Consider the following 18,778-nt stretch of genomic DNA (forward strand, 5'->3'; position numbering starts at 1 on the left):
ATAAGGAAGGAGCTATTATGGCAAGGAAGATGAATTTTAAAGGGCGGTCATTCGTGGCATTGTCCGACTTCACTCCGGAGGAGATATGGCACCTCCTGAAACGAACGGAAGAGCTGAAGAAACTAAACAAGCGCGGGAAAAACCAGCCGCTCCTTAAGGGGAAGACGCTCGGGATGATTTTCCAGAAGTCATCCACCCGCACCAGGGTTTCCTTTGAAGTCGCCATGTTCCAATTGGGCGGCCATGCCTTATTCTTATCCGGTTCCGACCTTCAACTGAAACGCGGTGAAACCATTGCGGATACTTCACGGGTAATGTCACGCTATGTTGACGGCATAATGGCACGCGTTTTCGCGCACCAGGATATACTGGACCTTGCCAAATACTCGTCTATCCCGGTAATCAACGCATTGAGCGATTATAACCACCCCTGCCAGGGATTAACCGATATCTTCACGATTTATGAAAAGGGAAGAGACCTGAAGAAAACCAAGATGGCTTATGTGGGCGACGGCAACAATATGGTCCATTCCCTCATTTCCGCGATGACAAAAGTAGGCGGCAAAATAGCCGTTGCCACGCCTAAAGGCTACGAACCTAATCCGGAAGCGGTCCGTCTGGGCAAGGAAATCGCCCAAAAGACAGGCGGAAGCGTGGAGCTTTTAAATGACCCCGTAAAGGCAGTCAAAGACGCCGATGTAATTTACACGGATACCTGGGCAAGCATGGGACAGGAAGCCGAACACGCCAAGCGGGTAATCGCATTCAAAGGATTCCAGGTAAATAGCGCACTGCTAAAGCACGCTAAAAACGACGTGCTGGTAATGCACTGCCTGCCGGCGCACCGCGGTGAGGAAATTACGGATGAGGTAATTGACGGACAACATTCTATCGTCTTTGACCAGGCGGAAAACCGGCTGCATACGCAAAAGGCGATACTGGCGGAAGTGATAGGATAAGCCACCGATTACACAGATTAATAATCATGGCTGATAATTTTAGTTTTAAGATAACAGCCAAGGACCGCTCTACCAAGGCGCGTGTCGCAGACTATCACACTCCGCACGGGGTTTTCCAGACACCGGCTTTTATGCCCGTGGCAACGCAGGCAACGGTCAAGACATTAACCCCGCGCGATATCAAAGACGCCAAGGCTTCTATTATACTCTGTAATGCCTATCACTTAAGCCGACGGCCGGGCGAAGATATCATAAAAGGACTGGGCGGATTGCATAACTTCATGAACTGGGATGGGCCGATTCTTACGGATAGCGGAGGCTACCAGGTATTTTCGCTTTCCAAACTCACCAAAGTAACCGATGACGGTGTGGAATTCAAGTCCGAGCCTGACGGGAATAAAATATTCCTCACGCCTGAACGGGTAATAGAAATACAGGAAGCTTTAGGCCCGGATATAATCATGCCATTAGACCAGCCGGTTGCTTATCCGGCAACAAAGGAAATGGCGCGTGTTGCCCTGGAGCGGACTTTAAACTGGGCAAAACGCAGCCTTGAATCACAGAAGCGGCACGACCAGACCCGCCTGCGCCAAGGCTACGGCGGGCAGGTGCTTTTCGGCATCATCCAGGGTGCCACTTTCACGGAACTGCGCAAGGAGTGCACGGAAAAACTCCTGGAGATGGAATTCCCAGGATATGCCATCGGCGGATTAAGCGTGGGGGAAAACAACTCTTTAATGTTCGAGATGCTCCAAACTATGACGGCTATCATACCGGAAACACACCCGCGCTATTTTATGGGAATGGGAACGCCGGCTGATATGCTGCGGTCAATTGCGCTGGGCATAGACATGTTCGATTGCGTCCTGCCGACACGCAACGGCAGGAATGGCTGGGCATTCACGAGCAAAGGGATTGTCAGATTACGCAACAGTATCCATAAAGACGATCCCGCCCCGCTGGATGAAAACTGCCAATGCTATACCTGCCGCAATTTCTCGCGCGCCTATTTAAGGCATCTTTTTAATGCGGAAGAAATACTCGGGCTGACCCTGGTCTCCATGCATAATATCTACTACTACCAAACCCTGATGGAAGAGGCCCGAAAGGCGATCAAATCAGGAAGTTTTAAGGAATTCGTTCACGGCTTTGAGGCAAACGATAAGCCTATTTAACCCCAATGGCGCCGGCTAAATCAAAAGGAACGACAATCGCCTTTGGATCTGTATGAAGGCGATATTGTTCGATTAACTCAAAGAAACGGTTTTTAACAAACGTTTTGGTAGCCTCATCCACCTTATCATCAAAAAGGCCAAGCTCACTCTGATTGACCATCTCATTAAATACTTCTTCAGAAGTCTTATAAAACCTGGTCATCTTTTCCGGCCAGACTCTCGGATTAAAGAAACCGCTCTTTTCGAAAAGCTTGCGCAATGCCGAAGCATTTTCCGGCAAAGCACTGCGATACATTTTCAGGTTAGCAGAAGGCTTCTCCTTGAAAATCCTGGCAAAAAGCTGCATGATAATTTTCGGCGAGCCTTCCAGTGAGGTAATCAGCACAAATTGCCCACCTTTCTTGAGCGAACGCCGGACAGTTTTTATTGTGAGTTCGGGATGGTCAAGCGAAATATTCCAGAATGAAACCACCAAATCAAAAGTATCCGGCGGGAAAGCGATGAGCTTTTCATGGAAATCGCCTTTCAATAAGGTCATATATTCAGGCAGGCTGTAGGAGATATCAAAAGGCAGGTTAATAAATATCTTGGCCTTTTCCGGCTGGGCTTTTTTGACCAGCTCCCCTGCAAAAAGATCACCGCCGGCGCCTGAAATAAAACAGCGCCCCTGTTTTAGTAAAGCCAAATCAAGACGGTCCAGAATACCCGCATTAACCGCTTTCAATAATCCCAGCATAATGCTCCTCTATCAAATCCAGTCTTTCTTGCGGTATAGGATTATAGTCCTAACCACGGTCCCGCTCCACTCCGTTTTGTTTCGGGGGCACCCCATTATTGGGAGTCCCCGTAGGGGGTCGTGTAATGATTTCTTGACAAATTAAAATAATTATTGTAGATTATAGCAAGATTATTTGGACAATATATAAACCTTATAAGGAGTTAATATGAAAAAAGGCATCCATCCGGTTTATAAAGAAGCTACCGTTACCTGCGCCTGCGGCGCGACATTCAAGACACGCTCTATCAAGGAAAAGATAAACGTGGAAATCTGCTCCAACTGCCATCCGTTCTTCACGGGCAAGCAGAAGTTCGTCGATACCACCGGACAGCTGGAACGCTTCCAGAAGAAATGGAAGAAGAAAGCCGACCAGCCTACCGAACAGGCAGGGAATAAAACCACGCCGTCTTAACCGGCCAGTTAATTCTACTAACAGCGCCATGATACAAAGTCATGAGCGCTGTTTTCTTTTTGATTTCTATGCAAAACAAACTAGACGAAATTATCACCCGGTATAACGAGCTGGAATCGCTCATAACCAAGCCGGAAAATATCGCCAACCCGCCTTTGTACGCCAAGCTCATGAAAGAGCGCGGGAAGTTAATGCCGGTTGCCCAGCGCGCCAAAGCACTGGAAGAAATACGCAAGCAGAAAGCCGGCGCCATTGCCATGTCTCAAAGCTCCGCCGAAGATAAAGAACTCGCCCAGATGGCCGAGGAAGAAATAAAAACCCTCTCCGAAAAGGAAACTACCCTGCAATCAGAACTGGAAGAATTGCTCCTTCCCGGCTCGGAAGAATACAGCCGCGACGCCATCGTGGAAATACGCGCCGGGACAGGCGGCGAAGAAGCGGCGCTCTTCGCGGCGGATTTGGTCAGGATGTATCTTAAATACTGCGAGAAAAAAGGATGGAAAACCTCCATCATGGAATCCAGCCCGACCGATTTGGGCGGCGTCAAGCAGGCAATCTTCTCCGTGGAAGGGACGGATGTATTTAAGTTCCTTAGGTTTGAAAGCGGCACGCACCGCGTCCAAAGGGTTCCCAAAACCGAAGCATCCGGGAGACTTCACACCTCCGCGGCAACTGTGGCGGTCCTGCCGGATGCGGAAGATGTTGATATCGAAATAAAGACGGAAGATTTGAAAGTGGATACATATTCAGCGGGCGGGCCGGGCGGACAGCACGTCAATAAAACCGCCTCGGCTATCCGCCTGACCCATATGCCGACCGGGATAGTCGTTGCATGCCAGACCGAGCGCTCCCAGCACCGTAACCGCGATTTGGCGATGAAGCTATTGAAGACCAGGATATACGAAAAACAGGTAAATGAAACAAAGGAACTGCGGGATAAAATCCGGAGGACCCAGGTTGGCTCCGGCGACCGGAGCGAGAAAATACGGACATATAACTTTCCACAGAACCGCATCACCGACCACCGGATAAACTTTTCCTCACATAACCTGCTGGTAGTGCTTGACGGCGCGCTGGATGAATTGATTGACGAGCTGAATAAAAAAGACCGGGAAGAACGGCTCAAGAGCCTTTCGAAATGAGCCTGTTTTAGTAAATATGCAGACCGTCGGTCGTAATTATAAATATCCTACCATCCATAACAACAACAGGATTTTGCCATGCCGGCAGATTCGGAATATCGAAATCCTTATCTGAAATCAAGCCCCCGCCTTTATTTTTATTCAAGATATTGACCTTGAGCTTGTTGTTAAGCAACAAACTGCAGACGACCATGTATTGTTTATCAACACCCGCTAGCTCCACCGTATTAGTCCCGGAAAACAAAGTCATTCCTTTTATCTTCCTCTGGGCATCCTGCGAAGAAAGAATTGCCATGGTCATGTCAATCATTGTCCGGTTAGTCGAAGTCTTCTTGGCGCGGGTATTCCACAAATAAATCAAACCATCACCCGGATTAACCGACCTGATATGAAACTCCTCTCCGAAAGACTTAACCATGAGCCTATCCAATTTCTGCTGCAATAATTCGGAAGTCATGCTCTTGGTATCGAACAACTGGACTACATCCCGGTATGATAAAGACACAAAATCTCCTGATGCGCTTAGCCAACGCCCGGTCAGTAATTGCCCTTTGTTGGCAGGCAAATAATTCACGACGACCCTCTTATGGATATCAAAAACGACCAGGCTATCCGGTTTAAGGTAATACAACTTATCAAAAGCGGTGGCAAAGGAACGGCTTTCATAAACTCCCGGTTGTATCCCGGACATGATATCATCCTTATGGACAATTTCCCCGTTGGCGGTATCAATCACCTCTATCCGGTTTGCAAAACACCTTACCAGAACACTTTCATCCCCGCTTAATGCCATCGGCTCTGCATCATTATCCTTACCGGCTATTTCCCATAAAAAAGAACCGTCAGCCGCGGAAAGGCATAGCAAGCGGTTGATATATGGCGGGAGGCTATCCGGCTTATCAGGGTCAAGCGTATTTTCTTTGGTCAAAATATAAATCCGCTCCACACCCAATTGGATATCATAAAGGCTGTTACTAAAATAACGGGACCAGGCGGTCTTGCCGGTAATGCCGTCAATCAGCTCCACTCCGTTCGGCCCGCTGATAAGAATATTACGGGCTGGGGTAAGCCAATAACGCATCCCCATATTCATGTTCGGAGCGGTTAGCAATAAGTTATCCGACTTTAAAGATATCATCACCTTTTCCTGCTTGCCGGCAGTCCCTCTCAAAACTGACAGTTTTACTTCTTCCTTTTTCCCGGAAAGCGAGTTGTTAATGCCGTCAATCAAATCAGAAACATATTTAATTGGGTGGCTTTCAATTTCAACCAGGACATCATTATCATAAACCTGGGCAGCGTTCAAAGAAGAACCCGGGATCAGATGAATTATTTTCAATCCTTCACTTGTTTCCTCAAACTGGGAAATGCCCAGTTTGTGGAACACGCCGTAGTTTACCCACCTGAATTCCTTCTTCTCAAGATTCCACGCCTCGATAAGACCGGCTCTCTGGAAATAAACTAAACCATTATTATATTCCTCCCCAATCCCGATTTTATCCTCATCGTAATATACTCTTGGGGAAACGATTGGGAAAGGAGCCGCCGAAACCTTTTTCAATCCCTCTGCCACGGGCTCGCTCGCGTTGAGTTTCCAGTAGTATGTGGTAAAACCGCTGCTGATATTATCCAGGTTAAATGACGGGAGGTTTTCCCATATATTCGCCCGGAGTTCCCCGAAATGCTCATTCACATAATCGCTTGTTTTAACCTTATCCTTGCCGACCTGTATTATTGCCTGGGGGGCATCAGATGCCAGGTATTTCATAAAGTGGCACAATGACTGGTAAGACTTTTTATTCAGATAATAATCGATAAGGTAATTAGCCGCTTTCGCGGAATCCTTATCATTTATGGAAGTTCTCAATGCCCAGCGCGCATAAGCCACCAATCCGGATGCGTCTTTATTCTTATTGGCTTCTTCTATCAGGCTCAGGAAAAGAGCGCTGCTTTGGCCGGAATACGGAAAACGCTTTATAAATTCAATCAATTCAACCCTGTTACGAGTATTAACTTTTTTGTATTCCTTATCCGCATCGGTTTTGACGGCATCTGATAATTTCTGGTCCTGCCTAAGAATTTGTCTTATCTTATCAGCGGCATAAATCCAAACCTTAACCTTTTTAATTTTCTGGAGCGTTGATGCCTCGCCGCCGATAGGCGCCAAAACCATTTCGTAATCCTGGTCCGTACACTCATACATTGCCCGCTGGTAAATCTCCAGGGCATCTTTGCCCTGGAGGTGCTTGCCCAATTCCAATAACACCTTAGTCAAAACCGGTTTTTCCGTAACGTATTCCAGCGCCTTACGGTAATAACCTATTTTAGCGGAGGATTCTCCGGGCTCGTTGCCTTGCTTGTAATAAAGGAATCCTAGTTTTTCGCACGTTTCTTTCTCGAGATTGGAACCCTTCATCTCCGGTTTTACGGAAATAATCTGGAGTATCTGCTGAAGCCGCCCGATTGCTTCCGTATACTGGTTATTATCCACCATCATTTTCACATAGTCATTTATCAGCTGGATATTTTCCGACTGATTCTGGATTTTCATTTCGAATTCCTTGGCGTAAATCGTTTTATCCATAAATAAGTTCACCCTATCATGTCCGGTGGATATTACATAGGAACCTACCACCAGAATGTTACCGGCGTCGAAATTACTTTTCCATTCCCGCATATCGTCCAGTTTATGGCGCGGAATCATTCGCTCAGAATTCTTTTCTTTCGTTTTAGAAATGTTATACCTCAACAGGTTTTTATCGGTTGGCAAATAGATATTGTTTTCCGTAACAAAGCCCCTGCCGTTAACAGGCTCCAGGAGCGGATACGAAACGACAAAACGGCTGTTTTTCAGGGTGTAATAAGATATTTTATTATTGCCTTCCATCGTTACCAGGTATTCATCCGTCACGCCGAGAATATACATACCTTCTCCGGAACTCCCGTCGGCCAGGCTGCCGCCTATCTGCTTTCCCGAAAATACGTCAAATCCGTACAGCTTATTTGTATTAAGCGGCGTGACATACGCGATATTATTATAAATCACCGGATAACTGACCACATCAGCAGGCGCCGTTGCTATCTTCTTGATGTCCGCGGCATAGTTCATCATCCACATGATATCCCCTGTATCCGCGGAAAGGGCCGCAACCAACCCGGCATTGGTCAGGCAAATGATAACGCCTTTGGCTTCCGCAATTGTCGGCATATCCGGCGGCTCATAACTATATCCCCAGCCGGATGAATCATTCAATATGCCTGAGCAGATAAAACGTTTCCAGAGCAAAGAACCGCTTTCAGCATCAAAACAAAACAGGTACACCTGGGATTCCATCCCGTTGGACTTGATACCACTTGTATAGACCCGTTTATTATAAACAATCGGCGGGGAAAACAGGTTAATATCCTTCAACAAATCATCATTTATTTTCCCTTCATCAATCAAGACCCCGGTATCCCATACATATTTAAAACCGTCCAGCTTAATGGCAACCAATTTAGCCTTGGGCATTGCCACGCGCCCCATTATTTGTTCACCCGAACTTTTAATATCCAGAAGGTTAGCATACAAAACCCCGTCCCGTTCGGTGCAGCTGAAAACCCAGTTTAATGGTTCCACTGTCCCGCGATAAGCCGAATTATAATACGGCGACAACATTTTTATATCCGAACCCATCGGGTATTTTTTATCCTTCTGCGACTTTACATTTACGGATAAAAGCGTCCCTCCGGTATTGAAGAACACCTGTTCCTTGGCCATAATCGGCTGCATCATGGGATACGTCTTGACGGCAGGCAAAGCTCCTCCTTTTTCATTCAGCCGGTACGTCCATAATCTTATGTCATTTTTTGGGTTCGCATCAACAGAAAGGTTATGCGCGCGGTTGCCGCCCCACGTCGGCCATTTTGTTTCACTATCTACCACGGGCTCCGGGGTCGATGCCAGATTTTCAATCAGTTTTACGATTTCCGGAATGAGACGCGCCTTGCCGCCAAACCAGACCTTTTGGTCTGCATAATTAGAATCAAGTAATTTGACCAGGTCGCGGTATCTTTCGCCGTCGCCCGAAAACTTTGCCAGGCTTGCCATCTGGGCGTATATCACCGCTTTCGGAAGGTTACTGTCCGGATAAAGGTTGATTATCATATCCCAATATAAAAACGCCTCTCCGGCCTGACCTTTTTCCAGCATATTCTCCGCCAGGGCGTTGGCGGCATCGTCCCCGCGGGAAGCAAAAAACATCTCGGAAACTATCCGCCGCAAGATTTCATCATCATTCGCGGCTAAAGCCTTTTCAAACAATGCCTCACTGGTTGCGTCATACATCTGGCGGTAGATTTCCAGTTCCTGCGGATATTTAATCATTTGCTGGTAGAAATAATTCTTCACCCCGACATAGCGTTTCGTCTGGAGCTCATAAACCGCATCCGGATATTTCTTCATGGCAAGCTGGTACTGTTCGATTGCCTCGCGCCAATGGTTGGTGCTTTCATAGTCGGCCGCCCTTTTAAGGTATGTCTTTACCTCACCTTCTTCGATGTATATATTTTTGCTTTGAGCGGAAAGACGCGGCAACAAAATACAAACAACGATAAAACACGCGGCCAGCAAAACTGTTTTCCTAACCTTATCGGGAATACTCATAAGATATTAAATCTATCCGAAAACCTCTTAAATGTCAAGAATAACTTTAGCAAGTTATGTTATACGGGATTATTGGAACAGGCTTTCAAAAAACTCAGTGCCGTCTGCCCGTAATCACGCCGGTCAAAACATGACAGGTGTTTTAAAGGAAACCGCACCGGTTCCGGTGTCGGAACCCCTGATTTACCGGCATCCTTTTCTTCGGCCGGATGTGGAAATTGCCTGGTTGTATGCTCCAAAACCATCATCGCATCCGGTGAAACAAGCTTGCCCGCGACCATTTCATCCATTATCTCCAAAAGTTTCACCCTGGTGTGTATTTCCGGCTCCAAAAACCTGTAAGGCGGTGCAATGAAAACAATATCCGGCCTGTAATTGCTTGATGATAAATAATTGATTATTTTAAACGCATCCAGGAAAACCGCCTTTGACTGGCGCTCGAATTTCAGGGACTCGATATTTTTCCTGATGACGTTAAAACTTTCCCGGTGATATTCCGTGAAAAGGCAAAAATCAGCGCCCCGGCTTATTGATTCAAAGCCTAAAGCACCCGTGCCGGCAAAAAGGTCAAGCACTTTGCTCCCCGGTAAAAACTCCCTAATGATGTTGAAAAGAGAATCCCGGACCCTGCCAAGCATCGGCCTAGTCTGGCCGCCTTTGGGGCTGAATAACCAGCGTCCCCTCGCCGTTCCTGCTATTATCCTGATGCGTGAATTTGTCATGCCTCTATATTACCAAAAGTATTATACCCAGCGCAATAAACAAAATACTTATCAATAACTTATTTAAAACTGCGTTCCTCTGCGCGAATGATTCCATCTCCCTGGAACTTATCCCGAAATATACCAGGAGAAAAACTACCACCAAAGGAAGGATAAACATAGTATTGTAAAGCACCAGATACATAAACGCATGCGCCTTAAGCTCCGGGTCTTTCAGGACCATGAGAATGGTCGGCAGATAAATCTGGCCGGTGCAAACCGCTTCGAATAACGTCACCAAAAACCCGATTGCCGCCGCCCCCAAAACCAGACCTCTCGCCTTAAGGTTGTTCCTGATAACTGCATGTATCTTTTGTTTCAAGGAAAGCGGCAGCTGCAAAAACATGCCCGATGATTTCCTGGTTTTTACATATAGAAACAGGTCATGCAGGCTGAGCATCGCAAAGATAAACGACATTGCAGATATGGCATAAGGGATAATCCGGTCCATTTTCCCGTAGAATGAAAACTGCCGGATTGCATTGAAGACACCCAACCCCAAAAGTAAATATGTGATGAATACCGTGGCGATATAAAACACGCCTGCCACCAGGATGGCACGCCTTTGTAATCCGGCAAAAGCCAGGAAAGAAACGAAGAAAACCACCGTGGCAAAGGCGCACGGGTTAAAACCGTCCAGTAATCCCGCCCCGATTAATGTGATTACATCAAAAGCCCTGAAGCGTTCTTTAGCGGAATCAAGAGCATTTGCATCTGCCGGGCAAAACGGCGCCACCAGAACCAATAAAACCAACGCCGCCAAAAAGGTGATTAACACCTTGCGCATATCTTGAAACATTTATTATTCCGGCTTTTTTCGGGTCAACTTCTCTTTCCAGAGTTTTATCTTATCTTCCATCATCCGGTCACTTGCACCATCCGGATTATACATGATATACATTTTGCCGTCTTCAATCGCTTCTTCATATTTACTCGCAATCTCATAGCATGAAGCCCGGTTATAATAGCTGCTCGGCTCTTTAGGATTCAGCTTAATCGACTCGGTAAAATCCGCAATGGCTTTATCAATATCCTGCTTTAAAAGATATACATAACCCCGGTTGTGGTACAACAGCGCGTCACCCGGCTTAATTACAATCGCTTTGGTAAAATCAGCAACCGCCTGGTCAAACCTGCCTTCAGTCATATACTTTTTCCCACGGTAAGTATATGCCATGTGAAGCTCAAAGAAATGCTGGTCCGGGTATTTTTCGGCAATTTCAATCGCCTTTTCAAAATCCGCCAATGTTTTATTCGATTGCTGCCTTAGCCCATAAATATACCCGCGCCCGATATAAAGACGGCAATCATAGCCTTTCCCGGATTCTATGCCTTTATTAAAATAGTAAAAAGACTTGTCATAATCCTGCAAGCTTGCATAAGCAGCCCCTATGTAAGAATATGATTTCGGGTTTTCCGGGTCAAACTTAATGGCTTTTTCCAAATCCGCAATCGCTTTTTTATATTCGCCATTTTCAGAATACTGGCTGCCTCTTGCCCGGTAAGCATTTCCCAATTCTTTCATCGACTTGAACGGCATCGTCTCAAAAATCCTGATGGCTTCATTGAAATCCGCCAGAGCCTTTTCCAAATCGCCTTTATGATTATAAATCTCGGCGCGCCTTAAATATACCACATAGCCGATGTCGTTACAAACAGGCTCCACTTCAATCGACCTGTTAAAATCAGCCAGGGCTTTTTCAGCTTCGCCTAATTCCACGTAAACAGAACCGCGGTAGTATAAATCAACGGGGTCTTTCGGCAATATTTTCAGCGATTTATTGTAATATTCAAGCGCCTTATCGTAAGTGCCCATGGCATAATAAAAATACGCCAGCGAGCTTTGAACGCTGAAACGGTCTTCCCCTAACTGGGCGGCTTTTTGATAATCAGCCAGCGCAAGCTTCATGTTTTTGAGCCGCACATAATCCGTAGCCCTCCAGAGATACGCTTCCGGGTCATTTTTCAATTCAATTGCCTTGTTAAACTCCTTAAGGGCCGCTTCATGATTGCCCTGTTCATACTCAAGCCGTCCTTTGACAAGATAACCCATATAGCCCTCAGGGTCGATTTCGATAATCTTCTGGAAATCCGCAAGCGCCTCGTCCGGTTTTTTCCTTATTTCCCAGCTGATAACGCCCCTCTTATAATAAGAAAAAACCAGTTTCGGATTCAGCTCCAACGCCTTTGTATACGCATCAAACGCTTTTTCATACTGACGTTTATCGACATAAAGAAGCCCTTTTACTTCCCAAACCTCTCCGAACGATGGGTCAATTTCCAAAGCTTCATCCACCGCATTTAACGCTTCCTCCAACGATGATTTTGACATCCTTATTTTATCCAGAATCAGTTTTGCCCGCGTGCGTTTATTTTCCCCGGAGCGGTAATCGAACACTATCATACCGGAAACGAGCGCCAGTATAATTGCCGCGCCGATTGCCGCGGAAAGCGCCTTGTTCTTTTTTATCTTCCTGATAAGTTTGCCGAGCGGCCCGACCGGGCGCGAAAGGATATTACGCCCTTCCAGAAAGCGGGTCAAATCCTCTTTTAGAGCCTCCGCAGTTTGATAACGCTGTTTCGGGTCTTTGCTCAGGCATTTCAGGCATATCGTTTCCAGGTCGCGCGAAAGATTGTGGACAAATGTGCTGGGCGCAAGCGGGTCTTTATGCACAATGCTGTCCAGAATCTTATAAAGTTCTTTACCCGTAAACGGCGCCTGGCCGGTCAACACATGGTAAAACATCGCACCCATGGAGAAAATATCGCTGCGTATGTCAACTTGGCCCTTCAGCCCCGTGGCCTGCTCCGGGGACATGTAATCAGGCGTCCCCACCACGGTCCCGCTGATGGTAAGCGAGCGCTCAAACCCGCTCAACTCTTTTGCCAGCCCAAAATCCGTTAGGAATGGCCTTCCTGATTTATCCAGAAGGATATTGCCGGGCTTGATATCACGGTGGATAATTCCCTGCCTATGGGCGTATTCCAGCGCGGAAACCACTTCGGCCATAATCTCCGCCACCCGGCGCGGCTGGGGAATGTTATTTTCCGCTATCATCTCCTCCAGCGACGTCCCGTCTATATACTCCATGGTAAAATAATGGTATTTGTCCACCGTCCCTACTTCATAAACCTGAATGATGTTCGGATGCTTCAGCTTTGCCGTGGCGCGCGCCTCGCGCAGGAAACGCTCCTCATAATCCTTGCCTTTTGAGGTCATTATCTTAAGCGCCACTTTGCGGTTAAGGTCCGGGTCGCGCGCCAAATAAACCAGCCCCATCCCGCCTTCGCCAAGCTTCTTTTCAATGATATATTTTCCGAAACTCCGGATATTCTGTTCAGGCTGTTCCTGGATATTCTCGCTGATAAAAAACTGTTCCAGCCACGGTTTCACCCAGCGGTGCTCGGCAAGCGGCTTGAGTTTGCCCGGATGGCGCGCGCAAAACTCACGCACGTCGCCGCTTGTCCACCAGGACTTGAATTCGTCCAACGACTTAAACTCCCTGATTTTCAGCTTGCTTTTGTAGTCCATAAAATTATCCGACCTTAGTTTCCGAATAGCGGACTGACCAGCATGAAAATAATTGCCAGCGTGATAAGGACCGTGGCAAGTATGCTGATAGCGTTAAAAACAGGGCCGTTGGTGTATTGGCCCATGACCTTCTTCTTATTTATTAAAATAACCATGGTAATAAGGACAAACGGTAGGACCACCCCGTTGACCACCTGCGAAATGACCATGACATCTATCAGTTTTTTATCCGGGATAATGAGTATGATTGCGGCGCCGATAAAAATCTGGAAAGTGAAGAGCCAGTAAAACTGGGGCGCTTCGTTGAACCTTTTGGAAACGCCGCTTTCCCACCCGAAAATCTCGCAGACGGAAAACGACGTGGAAAGCGGCAGTATCAATGCCGCGCCGACGCTCGCCACCAGAAGCCCAATCCCGAACAATGCGAAAGCATAATCTCCGGCCAGGGGCTGGAGTGCGCGCGCCGCCTGGTCCGCCGTTTCTATTTTTATCCCTGCTTTATGCAGGCCTGAACACGTGATGATAATGAAAAATATCACCACCATAACGCTCAAACCGGAAGCAATCGTTTCCCACCGGAAATATTTATAGTCTGAAATACGGATGCCTTTTTCCACTACCGCCGACTGGTGGTAAAAAACCATCCACGGCGCCACGGTCGTCCCGATTAACGCCACAAACAAGACGAAATAATCGTGCCGGAAACTGATATTGGAAATATTAAAAGTCTCCCGGCCGATTTCCCTCCAGTTCAAAGGTTCCATGAAGCCGGCGACTATATAGGAAGCAAAAAAAACGGTGCCGATTAAAAAGAGCTTCTCGACTTTCCGGTAATTGGCTTTTATCGCCAGGAGCCATATCAAAACCGCCACCACCGGGACCGAAATATATTTGCTCACGCCGAAAAGCTGCATGGAAGCGGCCACCCCGGCGAATTCCGCCACGGCATTCGACATGCCCGCGAAAAACTTCCCGATAATCAGGTAAAAGGCGAAACGTATCCCGAAGTTCTCCCGGATGAGGTCGGAAAGGCCCTTGCCGGTCACCGCACCCATCCGCCCGCTCATTTCCTGATACAAAACCAAAAGCACGCATACCGGGATAATCATCCAGAGCATCTTAAGCCCGAATTGGGCGCCGCAAACCGAATACGTGGTAATGCCGCCCGCATCGTTACCGAAATTCCCGGTGATTAGCCCCGGCCCCAGCAAAGAAAAGAACAGGATGATACTCGCCCAAAAACCCGCCTTAGCGGGAACAGACGGCTTGGCCGCGGAGATATCCACCGCCGCCAGGGGAAGCTTTACATCACACTTGCCGTTCGCTTTCTGGTCTTGCTGGCTCATTGGATTCCTTATCTAATTTCCACCCCCACGAAACGGGGTGCATCAGGGGATGGAAAAGATACTATTTAGCCTTAAGATTACGATGTGTCAAGTTAAAAATCAAATTTGTGCGATATTATTTTTGACTTTTCAGGATTATATGATAAATTATAGTTCTATGAAAACCTTCAAGAAAATCCTGGTTTTCACGCTCTTAACAATCCTCTTTGCCGGCGCCGGATTCATCTGGGGCGTAAGCGAATATTCGCATAATAACGGAATCTCCACCCCTGCTGCGGTCAACGCCATCATGGTTTATTTGGGCCTGCAAAAGGATAAAAACGCCCCGGCGGAAATCGCCAAAAAGCCGGACCCGCCAGAGCCGCCAAGGCCGCCCAAACCTCCTCAGCCGCCCAAGCCCCCCGAACCGCCCATCCCGATAACGCCGAAGATGGATTCGGAAACCGCCCAAAAGATTTTAACGGATGCCGAAACGGATTATAAACTCCTGCGTTTCGAAACCGCTTCCGCACAGCTCAATAAAGTCCTGAAAGGCGAACCCACCCCGGAACTCATCCAGCAGGCAATCGAATTGAACAGGAAATGCATCGCCTTCAACCGGCTGTTAAAGCCGATTACCCTGGATGATATGACCGACCTTTCCGGCATGGTCAAAATGAAGCTGGCCAACGGGCAGGAAATCGTTGCCAAGCTGCTGGACGAAAGCAATTCTTCGGTCCGGGTAAATTACCAGGGGATGGAAAAAACCTACTTGATAAGGGAAATTTCTAACTACACCAAACTATCCGGCGAGGATTACAAGAAACTTCTCCAAACCGAATACGAGAAAAAACTCATCCGCCTGGATAAACCCACGGCCATGGATTATTACCGCCTGGCGGTTTTTTGCTACAAAGGACAGCTATATAACGACTCGCTCAATATGCTGGAACTGGCATGGGAAAAGGACGAAAATATAGCCGATGCGGTCGGCGGGACTAAACCCGCTCCCCCACCGGATGACCCTCCGCCGCCTGAACCGACGGTCGACCTGACCGGGCTGGATGGTAAAGAACAAATTGCCCTGGCGCAGAAATATTATGCCGAAGGCAAGGAACACATGGAAAACACCTTTGACAAAGGGCCGGATTTCGACAAGGAAAACGAGAACGCCCGCACCGCTTTCAAGAAATCGCTGGAAATCTACCGCAAGCTCCAGGAAAAAAAGCCCGATGACGATACGCTTGCCCTGCGCATAGAGGAAATCGAAAAATCCCTCATATTCATCAGGAAGCAAACCCGGATAAAGAAACAGTGACTCCACCGTGCCTCACCCGATAGGATTGCGTATAGATATCACCGGTTCACCGGGCTTTATGAGATGTTGTCTGCCGAATTGATTTGCACATCAGTGGGCAGGCTGGAGTTGGCTTTGGCAGCGGAAGCCAAAAGCATTTTAAGCCTGGCTTTATTAGCCGGGTCCATTTCGTCGAATTTGATGCCCACCCCGTTCACCTGCAATCCCGGCGCCTCGCGCACCCAGGCAACCGTTCCCTTGGCGTTAATGACGTCATCTTTCAGGAATGGCGCGGAGATGTTTAAAGAGAGGCTGGATTTCAGCTTGAATTTTTCCTTGCTGATGAATTGCACTCCGCCTTCGGAGATATCCAGGACGATGTATTTTACAGAAGGGCTTTTTAAAAGGCCCATCAGCCCTTCGGGTTTATATTGGATTTTACAGCCGTCAATGATGTAGCGGATTTGGCTCCGTTCTTTCTTTTCTTTGCCTGCCATATCTCGTCCTCTTATGAGTTATACCATAAATAAAACCTCACTTTAAGTCAAGAGAATTTCGGGAATTAATGGGAATAAATAGAATGACGTTACACAACCAGGAGCATCATGCCTAATGCTATAAAAAGAAGTGCCAGTAATAATTTACTCAGAACTACGTTCTTTTGGGCAAAAACCTCCATCGCCTTCGAGCTCACCCCGAAATAGGAGAGCATAAAGACTACCACCAGCGGCAGGATAAACATGAGATTATAAAGAACCAGATACCCCATCGCATGTGTCTTTAATTCAGGGTCTTTCATCACGAAAATAATGGTCGGCAGATATACTTGGCCGGTGCAGACCGCCTCAAAGAGCGTTACCAGGAACCCGGTCACGACCATCCCGAGAATCAGCCTCTCCCGGCCCATGTTATTCCGGATGGCCGCGTGTATCTTTTGTTTCAGCGAAAGCGGCAGTTGCAAGACCATCCCTCCGGTCTTTTTAGTCCTCAAATAAACCGCCATGTCGTAAAGGCTCAATGCCGCAAAAGAGAAAACCATTGCCGCCATACCGTATAAAACAATATGTGCCATCACGGCATAAGCGGAAAGCGAACGGACCGCGTTAAAGAGCCCCACTCCCAAAAGCAAATAGGTGGCAAAAACACTCATCGTATAAACTATTCCTGCCAGCAGGATCTCGCGCCGCCGCATCCCGGCAAATGCCAGGAAGGAGACGAAGAAAACCACCGTGGCAAAGGCGCACGGGTTAAACCCGTCCAGCAAACCCGCTCCTATTAACGCCATGATATTAAAGGAGTTGAAGCGTTCCTTGATTGCCTCCGGCACCTTACCAGCTTGCGCGCCCGGAATCGCCTCAGGCGAAATATCCCTGAAAGTATCTGGCGCTTTTAACGCCTGCTCGATTAACCCATCGAGCCCACTTACGATATTCTTCGTCCCGCCCAAATAATGCCCCCCGACAAAGACCGAGACAGGCTCGTTTGCCGTTATAGCGCACTTCTTTTCCATATTGACTAAGAGTTCATAATTCGCCTCATCGCCGATATCGTATTTCTTTAAGACTATCTTATCGCCGTATTTGGCGTAGAGCTTGGGGAAAAGACTGCCTTCCAGTTCGAAGCACCCGCCGCAGCCGACCGAGTAGAAATAATTAATCGCGACACCCCCTTTATCCCGGCACATGGCCTTTTCCACGAGTAACCCATCCAGTTTTTTCATAACCTCGCCCTGGCCGATGTAAAAATAATCGCCCATGAACATCTCGATATCCGCGTGTCCCGGCACCATGTATTCTTTCTCGAACCGGGCAAAGAGGCGAAAGGACTCCAAATCCTTTGCCAGATGTTCCGTAAAAGTTATCTCCGGCCGTATTTTCTTAAGTTCATCAAGGCGTTTGGTGATTGTCTCGTAATCCTTGGCAACGCGCGTGCGGAAAATAACCGCCTCAGAGACACCCAAGCCAAACCCTTTGCCTTTAATCCGGCCGGTGACGTTGAATTTAGCAATCGGCTTGGAATCGTTATTGATATGGATATAAAGATAAATCCGGAACCTGGTGTTTAAGGTATGGTTAGCGTGGAGTATTACTTCTATTTCCCCTATTTCGTTTTTCGTCTCTCGTCTCTCTTCTTTCGTCTCTCCTCTTATTATCTTTGCGCTCAGGCACTCGCAGGAAGGGCGTATCTGGGTGATTTCTCCGCTGGCATTGGCCGGCAGGGTAATGATTACTTTCTGGCGGTATTCCTTATCCAGCTCCACCTCACCGGCATTCCATTCGGAAGGGGAAAGTTGTATGGCTTCTTGGGCATGGATGAAAGCAGGAAAAACCGCAAGAAAAAATGATATGAGGAGTATTATCTTGGCTGATTTTCTAAGGGCTTTGAATTTCATTACTCTAATTATATCAAGATGTTACATCCAAGTCAACAATAAATATACATCTAAAGAAAAGGGGCGTATTTACCCCGCCTGACGGCGAGGCAGGAACTACGCCCCTTAACCTTAGCCTTTTTCTAGTGACCTACACCTGGCTAACCTGGACATCCAGCCAGAGCCGTTTTGACGCATCAAGGATGAAATCCACGTGGGATAAACCGCCCGTCGTAAAGGACTCCAATCCCAGTGATGGGTCAACGAATCCCTGGACAATCCGGTTGGTGATGGTATTCTGCTCGGCGATGACGGCCGCGTCATAGTTGTTCTTGACTATGTTCGCTCCCGCCTGGACAAGCCGGTGTTCCAGAGCCGCTT

At 47.6% G+C, this 18,778-nt stretch carries 14 protein-coding genes; 5 read left to right on the forward strand and 9 right to left on the reverse strand.

From position 1 onward, the window contains the following. Nucleotides 1-29 precede the first annotated feature (29 nt). Both argF and tgt read left to right on the forward strand, forming a co-directional pair. Nucleotides 30-959, forward strand: coding sequence for an ornithine carbamoyltransferase (argF, locus tag HY811_00450; protein MBI4833281.1), 930 nt, complete (start codon nt 30-32; stop codon nt 957-959). Nucleotides 960-985: 26 nt separating this feature from the next. Next, nucleotides 986-2,134 carry a tRNA guanosine(34) transglycosylase Tgt gene (gene tgt, locus HY811_00455; protein ID MBI4833282.1) on the forward strand — a complete coding sequence of 383 codons (1,149 nt, stop codon included), beginning with the start codon at nt 986-988 and terminating at the stop codon, nt 2,132-2,134. Here the strand turns inward: tgt and HY811_00460 are convergent. Then, on the reverse strand, nt 2,127-2,870 hold the full coding sequence (locus HY811_00460; GenBank protein ID MBI4833283.1) for a hypothetical protein: 744 nt from the start codon (nt 2,868-2,870) through the stop codon (nt 2,127-2,129). The genes tgt and HY811_00460 overlap by 8 nt on opposite strands. Nucleotides 2,871-3,078: 208 nt before the next feature. On the opposite strand from HY811_00460, the gene rpmE reads away from it, so the two are divergent. Beyond that, nucleotides 3,079-3,324: a 50S ribosomal protein L31 gene (gene rpmE / locus HY811_00465; protein ID MBI4833284.1), complete on the forward strand. Its 246-nt coding sequence runs from the start codon at nt 3,079-3,081 to the stop codon at nt 3,322-3,324. 68 nt (nt 3,325-3,392) lie between these two features. Beyond that, a complete protein-coding gene (gene prfA / locus HY811_00470; protein MBI4833285.1) occupies nt 3,393-4,466 on the forward strand; it encodes a peptide chain release factor 1 in 1,074 nt (357 codons plus the stop codon). Between the two features lie 7 nt (nt 4,467-4,473). Here prfA and HY811_00475 read toward each other — a convergent pair whose 3' ends face one another. From HY811_00475 to HY811_00495, 5 genes are read right to left on the reverse strand one after another with little or no spacing between them, the layout of a single operon-like run. Next, a complete protein-coding gene (locus HY811_00475) occupies nt 4,474-9,111 on the reverse strand; it encodes a hypothetical protein (protein ID MBI4833286.1) in 4,638 nt (1,545 codons plus the stop codon). A 59-nt stretch (nt 9,112-9,170) separates the two neighbouring features. Next, nucleotides 9,171-9,833, reverse strand: coding sequence for a 16S rRNA (guanine(966)-N(2))-methyltransferase RsmD (gene rsmD / locus HY811_00480; GenBank protein MBI4833287.1), 663 nt, complete (start codon nt 9,831-9,833; stop codon nt 9,171-9,173). A 4-nt stretch (nt 9,834-9,837) separates the two neighbouring features. Next, a complete protein-coding gene (locus HY811_00485; protein ID MBI4833288.1) occupies nt 9,838-10,671 on the reverse strand; it encodes a hypothetical protein in 834 nt (277 codons plus the stop codon). A gap of 3 nt (nt 10,672-10,674) precedes the next feature. After that, nucleotides 10,675-13,404: a tetratricopeptide repeat protein gene (locus tag HY811_00490; protein ID MBI4833289.1), complete on the reverse strand. Its 2,730-nt coding sequence runs from the start codon at nt 13,402-13,404 to the stop codon at nt 10,675-10,677. 14 nt (nt 13,405-13,418) lie between these two features. Continuing rightward, nucleotides 13,419-14,750 carry an Nramp family divalent metal transporter gene (locus HY811_00495; protein ID MBI4833290.1) on the reverse strand — a complete coding sequence of 444 codons (1,332 nt, stop codon included), beginning with the start codon at nt 14,748-14,750 and terminating at the stop codon, nt 13,419-13,421. 157 nt (nt 14,751-14,907) lie between these two features. On the opposite strand from HY811_00495, the gene HY811_00500 reads away from it, so the two are divergent. Next, nucleotides 14,908-16,047 (forward strand): hypothetical protein, encoded by a 1,140-nt coding sequence (locus tag HY811_00500; protein ID MBI4833291.1) that lies wholly within the window; start codon nt 14,908-14,910, stop codon nt 16,045-16,047. 56 nt (nt 16,048-16,103) lie between these two features. Here HY811_00500 and HY811_00505 read toward each other — a convergent pair whose 3' ends face one another. The 3 genes from HY811_00505 to HY811_00515 all read right to left on the reverse strand — a co-directional run. Further along, complete coding sequence (locus HY811_00505) at nt 16,104-16,523, reverse strand: PilZ domain-containing protein (protein MBI4833292.1); 420 nt, start codon at nt 16,521-16,523, stop codon at nt 16,104-16,106. Between the two features lie 89 nt (nt 16,524-16,612). Continuing rightward, nucleotides 16,613-18,418: a hypothetical protein gene (locus HY811_00510; protein ID MBI4833293.1), complete on the reverse strand. Its 1,806-nt coding sequence runs from the start codon at nt 18,416-18,418 to the stop codon at nt 16,613-16,615. 130 nt (nt 18,419-18,548) lie between these two features. Then, the coding region (locus HY811_00515; GenBank protein ID MBI4833294.1) for a hypothetical protein at nt 18,549-18,778 on the reverse strand (230 nt) is incomplete at its 5' end.

The organism is Planctomycetota bacterium (assembly GCA_016207825.1).
Classification (GTDB): Bacteria; Planctomycetota; MHYJ01; order JACQXL01; family JACQZI01; genus JACQZI01.

Bases quoted from the DNA above. Each gene is read 5' to 3' on its own strand.
- HY811_00475 (MBI4833286.1), bottom strand. From the start codon at position 9,111: ATGAGTATTCCCGATAAGGTTAGGAAAACAGTTTTGCTGGCCGCGTGT.
- HY811_00490 (MBI4833289.1), bottom strand. From the start codon at position 13,404: ATGGACTACAAAAGCAAGCTGAAAATCAGGGAGTTTAAGTCGTTGGAC.
- rpmE (MBI4833284.1), top strand. From the start codon at position 3,079: ATGAAAAAAGGCATCCATCCGGTTTATAAAGAAGCTACCGTTACCTGC.
- HY811_00510 (MBI4833293.1), bottom strand. From the start codon at position 18,418: ATGAAATTCAAAGCCCTTAGAAAATCAGCCAAGATAATACTCCTCATA.
- rsmD (MBI4833287.1), bottom strand. From the start codon at position 9,833: ATGACAAATTCACGCATCAGGATAATAGCAGGAACGGCGAGGGGACGC.
- argF (MBI4833281.1), top strand. From the start codon at position 30: ATGAATTTTAAAGGGCGGTCATTCGTGGCATTGTCCGACTTCACTCCG.
- HY811_00500 (MBI4833291.1), top strand. From the start codon at position 14,908: ATGAAAACCTTCAAGAAAATCCTGGTTTTCACGCTCTTAACAATCCTC.
- HY811_00460 (MBI4833283.1), bottom strand. From the start codon at position 2,870: ATGCTGGGATTATTGAAAGCGGTTAATGCGGGTATTCTGGACCGTCTT.
- HY811_00495 (MBI4833290.1), bottom strand. From the start codon at position 14,750: ATGAGCCAGCAAGACCAGAAAGCGAACGGCAAGTGTGATGTAAAGCTT.
- prfA (MBI4833285.1), top strand. From the start codon at position 3,393: ATGCAAAACAAACTAGACGAAATTATCACCCGGTATAACGAGCTGGAA.
- tgt (MBI4833282.1), top strand. From the start codon at position 986: ATGGCTGATAATTTTAGTTTTAAGATAACAGCCAAGGACCGCTCTACC.
- HY811_00505 (MBI4833292.1), bottom strand. From the start codon at position 16,523: ATGGCAGGCAAAGAAAAGAAAGAACGGAGCCAAATCCGCTACATCATT.
- HY811_00485 (MBI4833288.1), bottom strand. From the start codon at position 10,671: ATGTTTCAAGATATGCGCAAGGTGTTAATCACCTTTTTGGCGGCGTTG.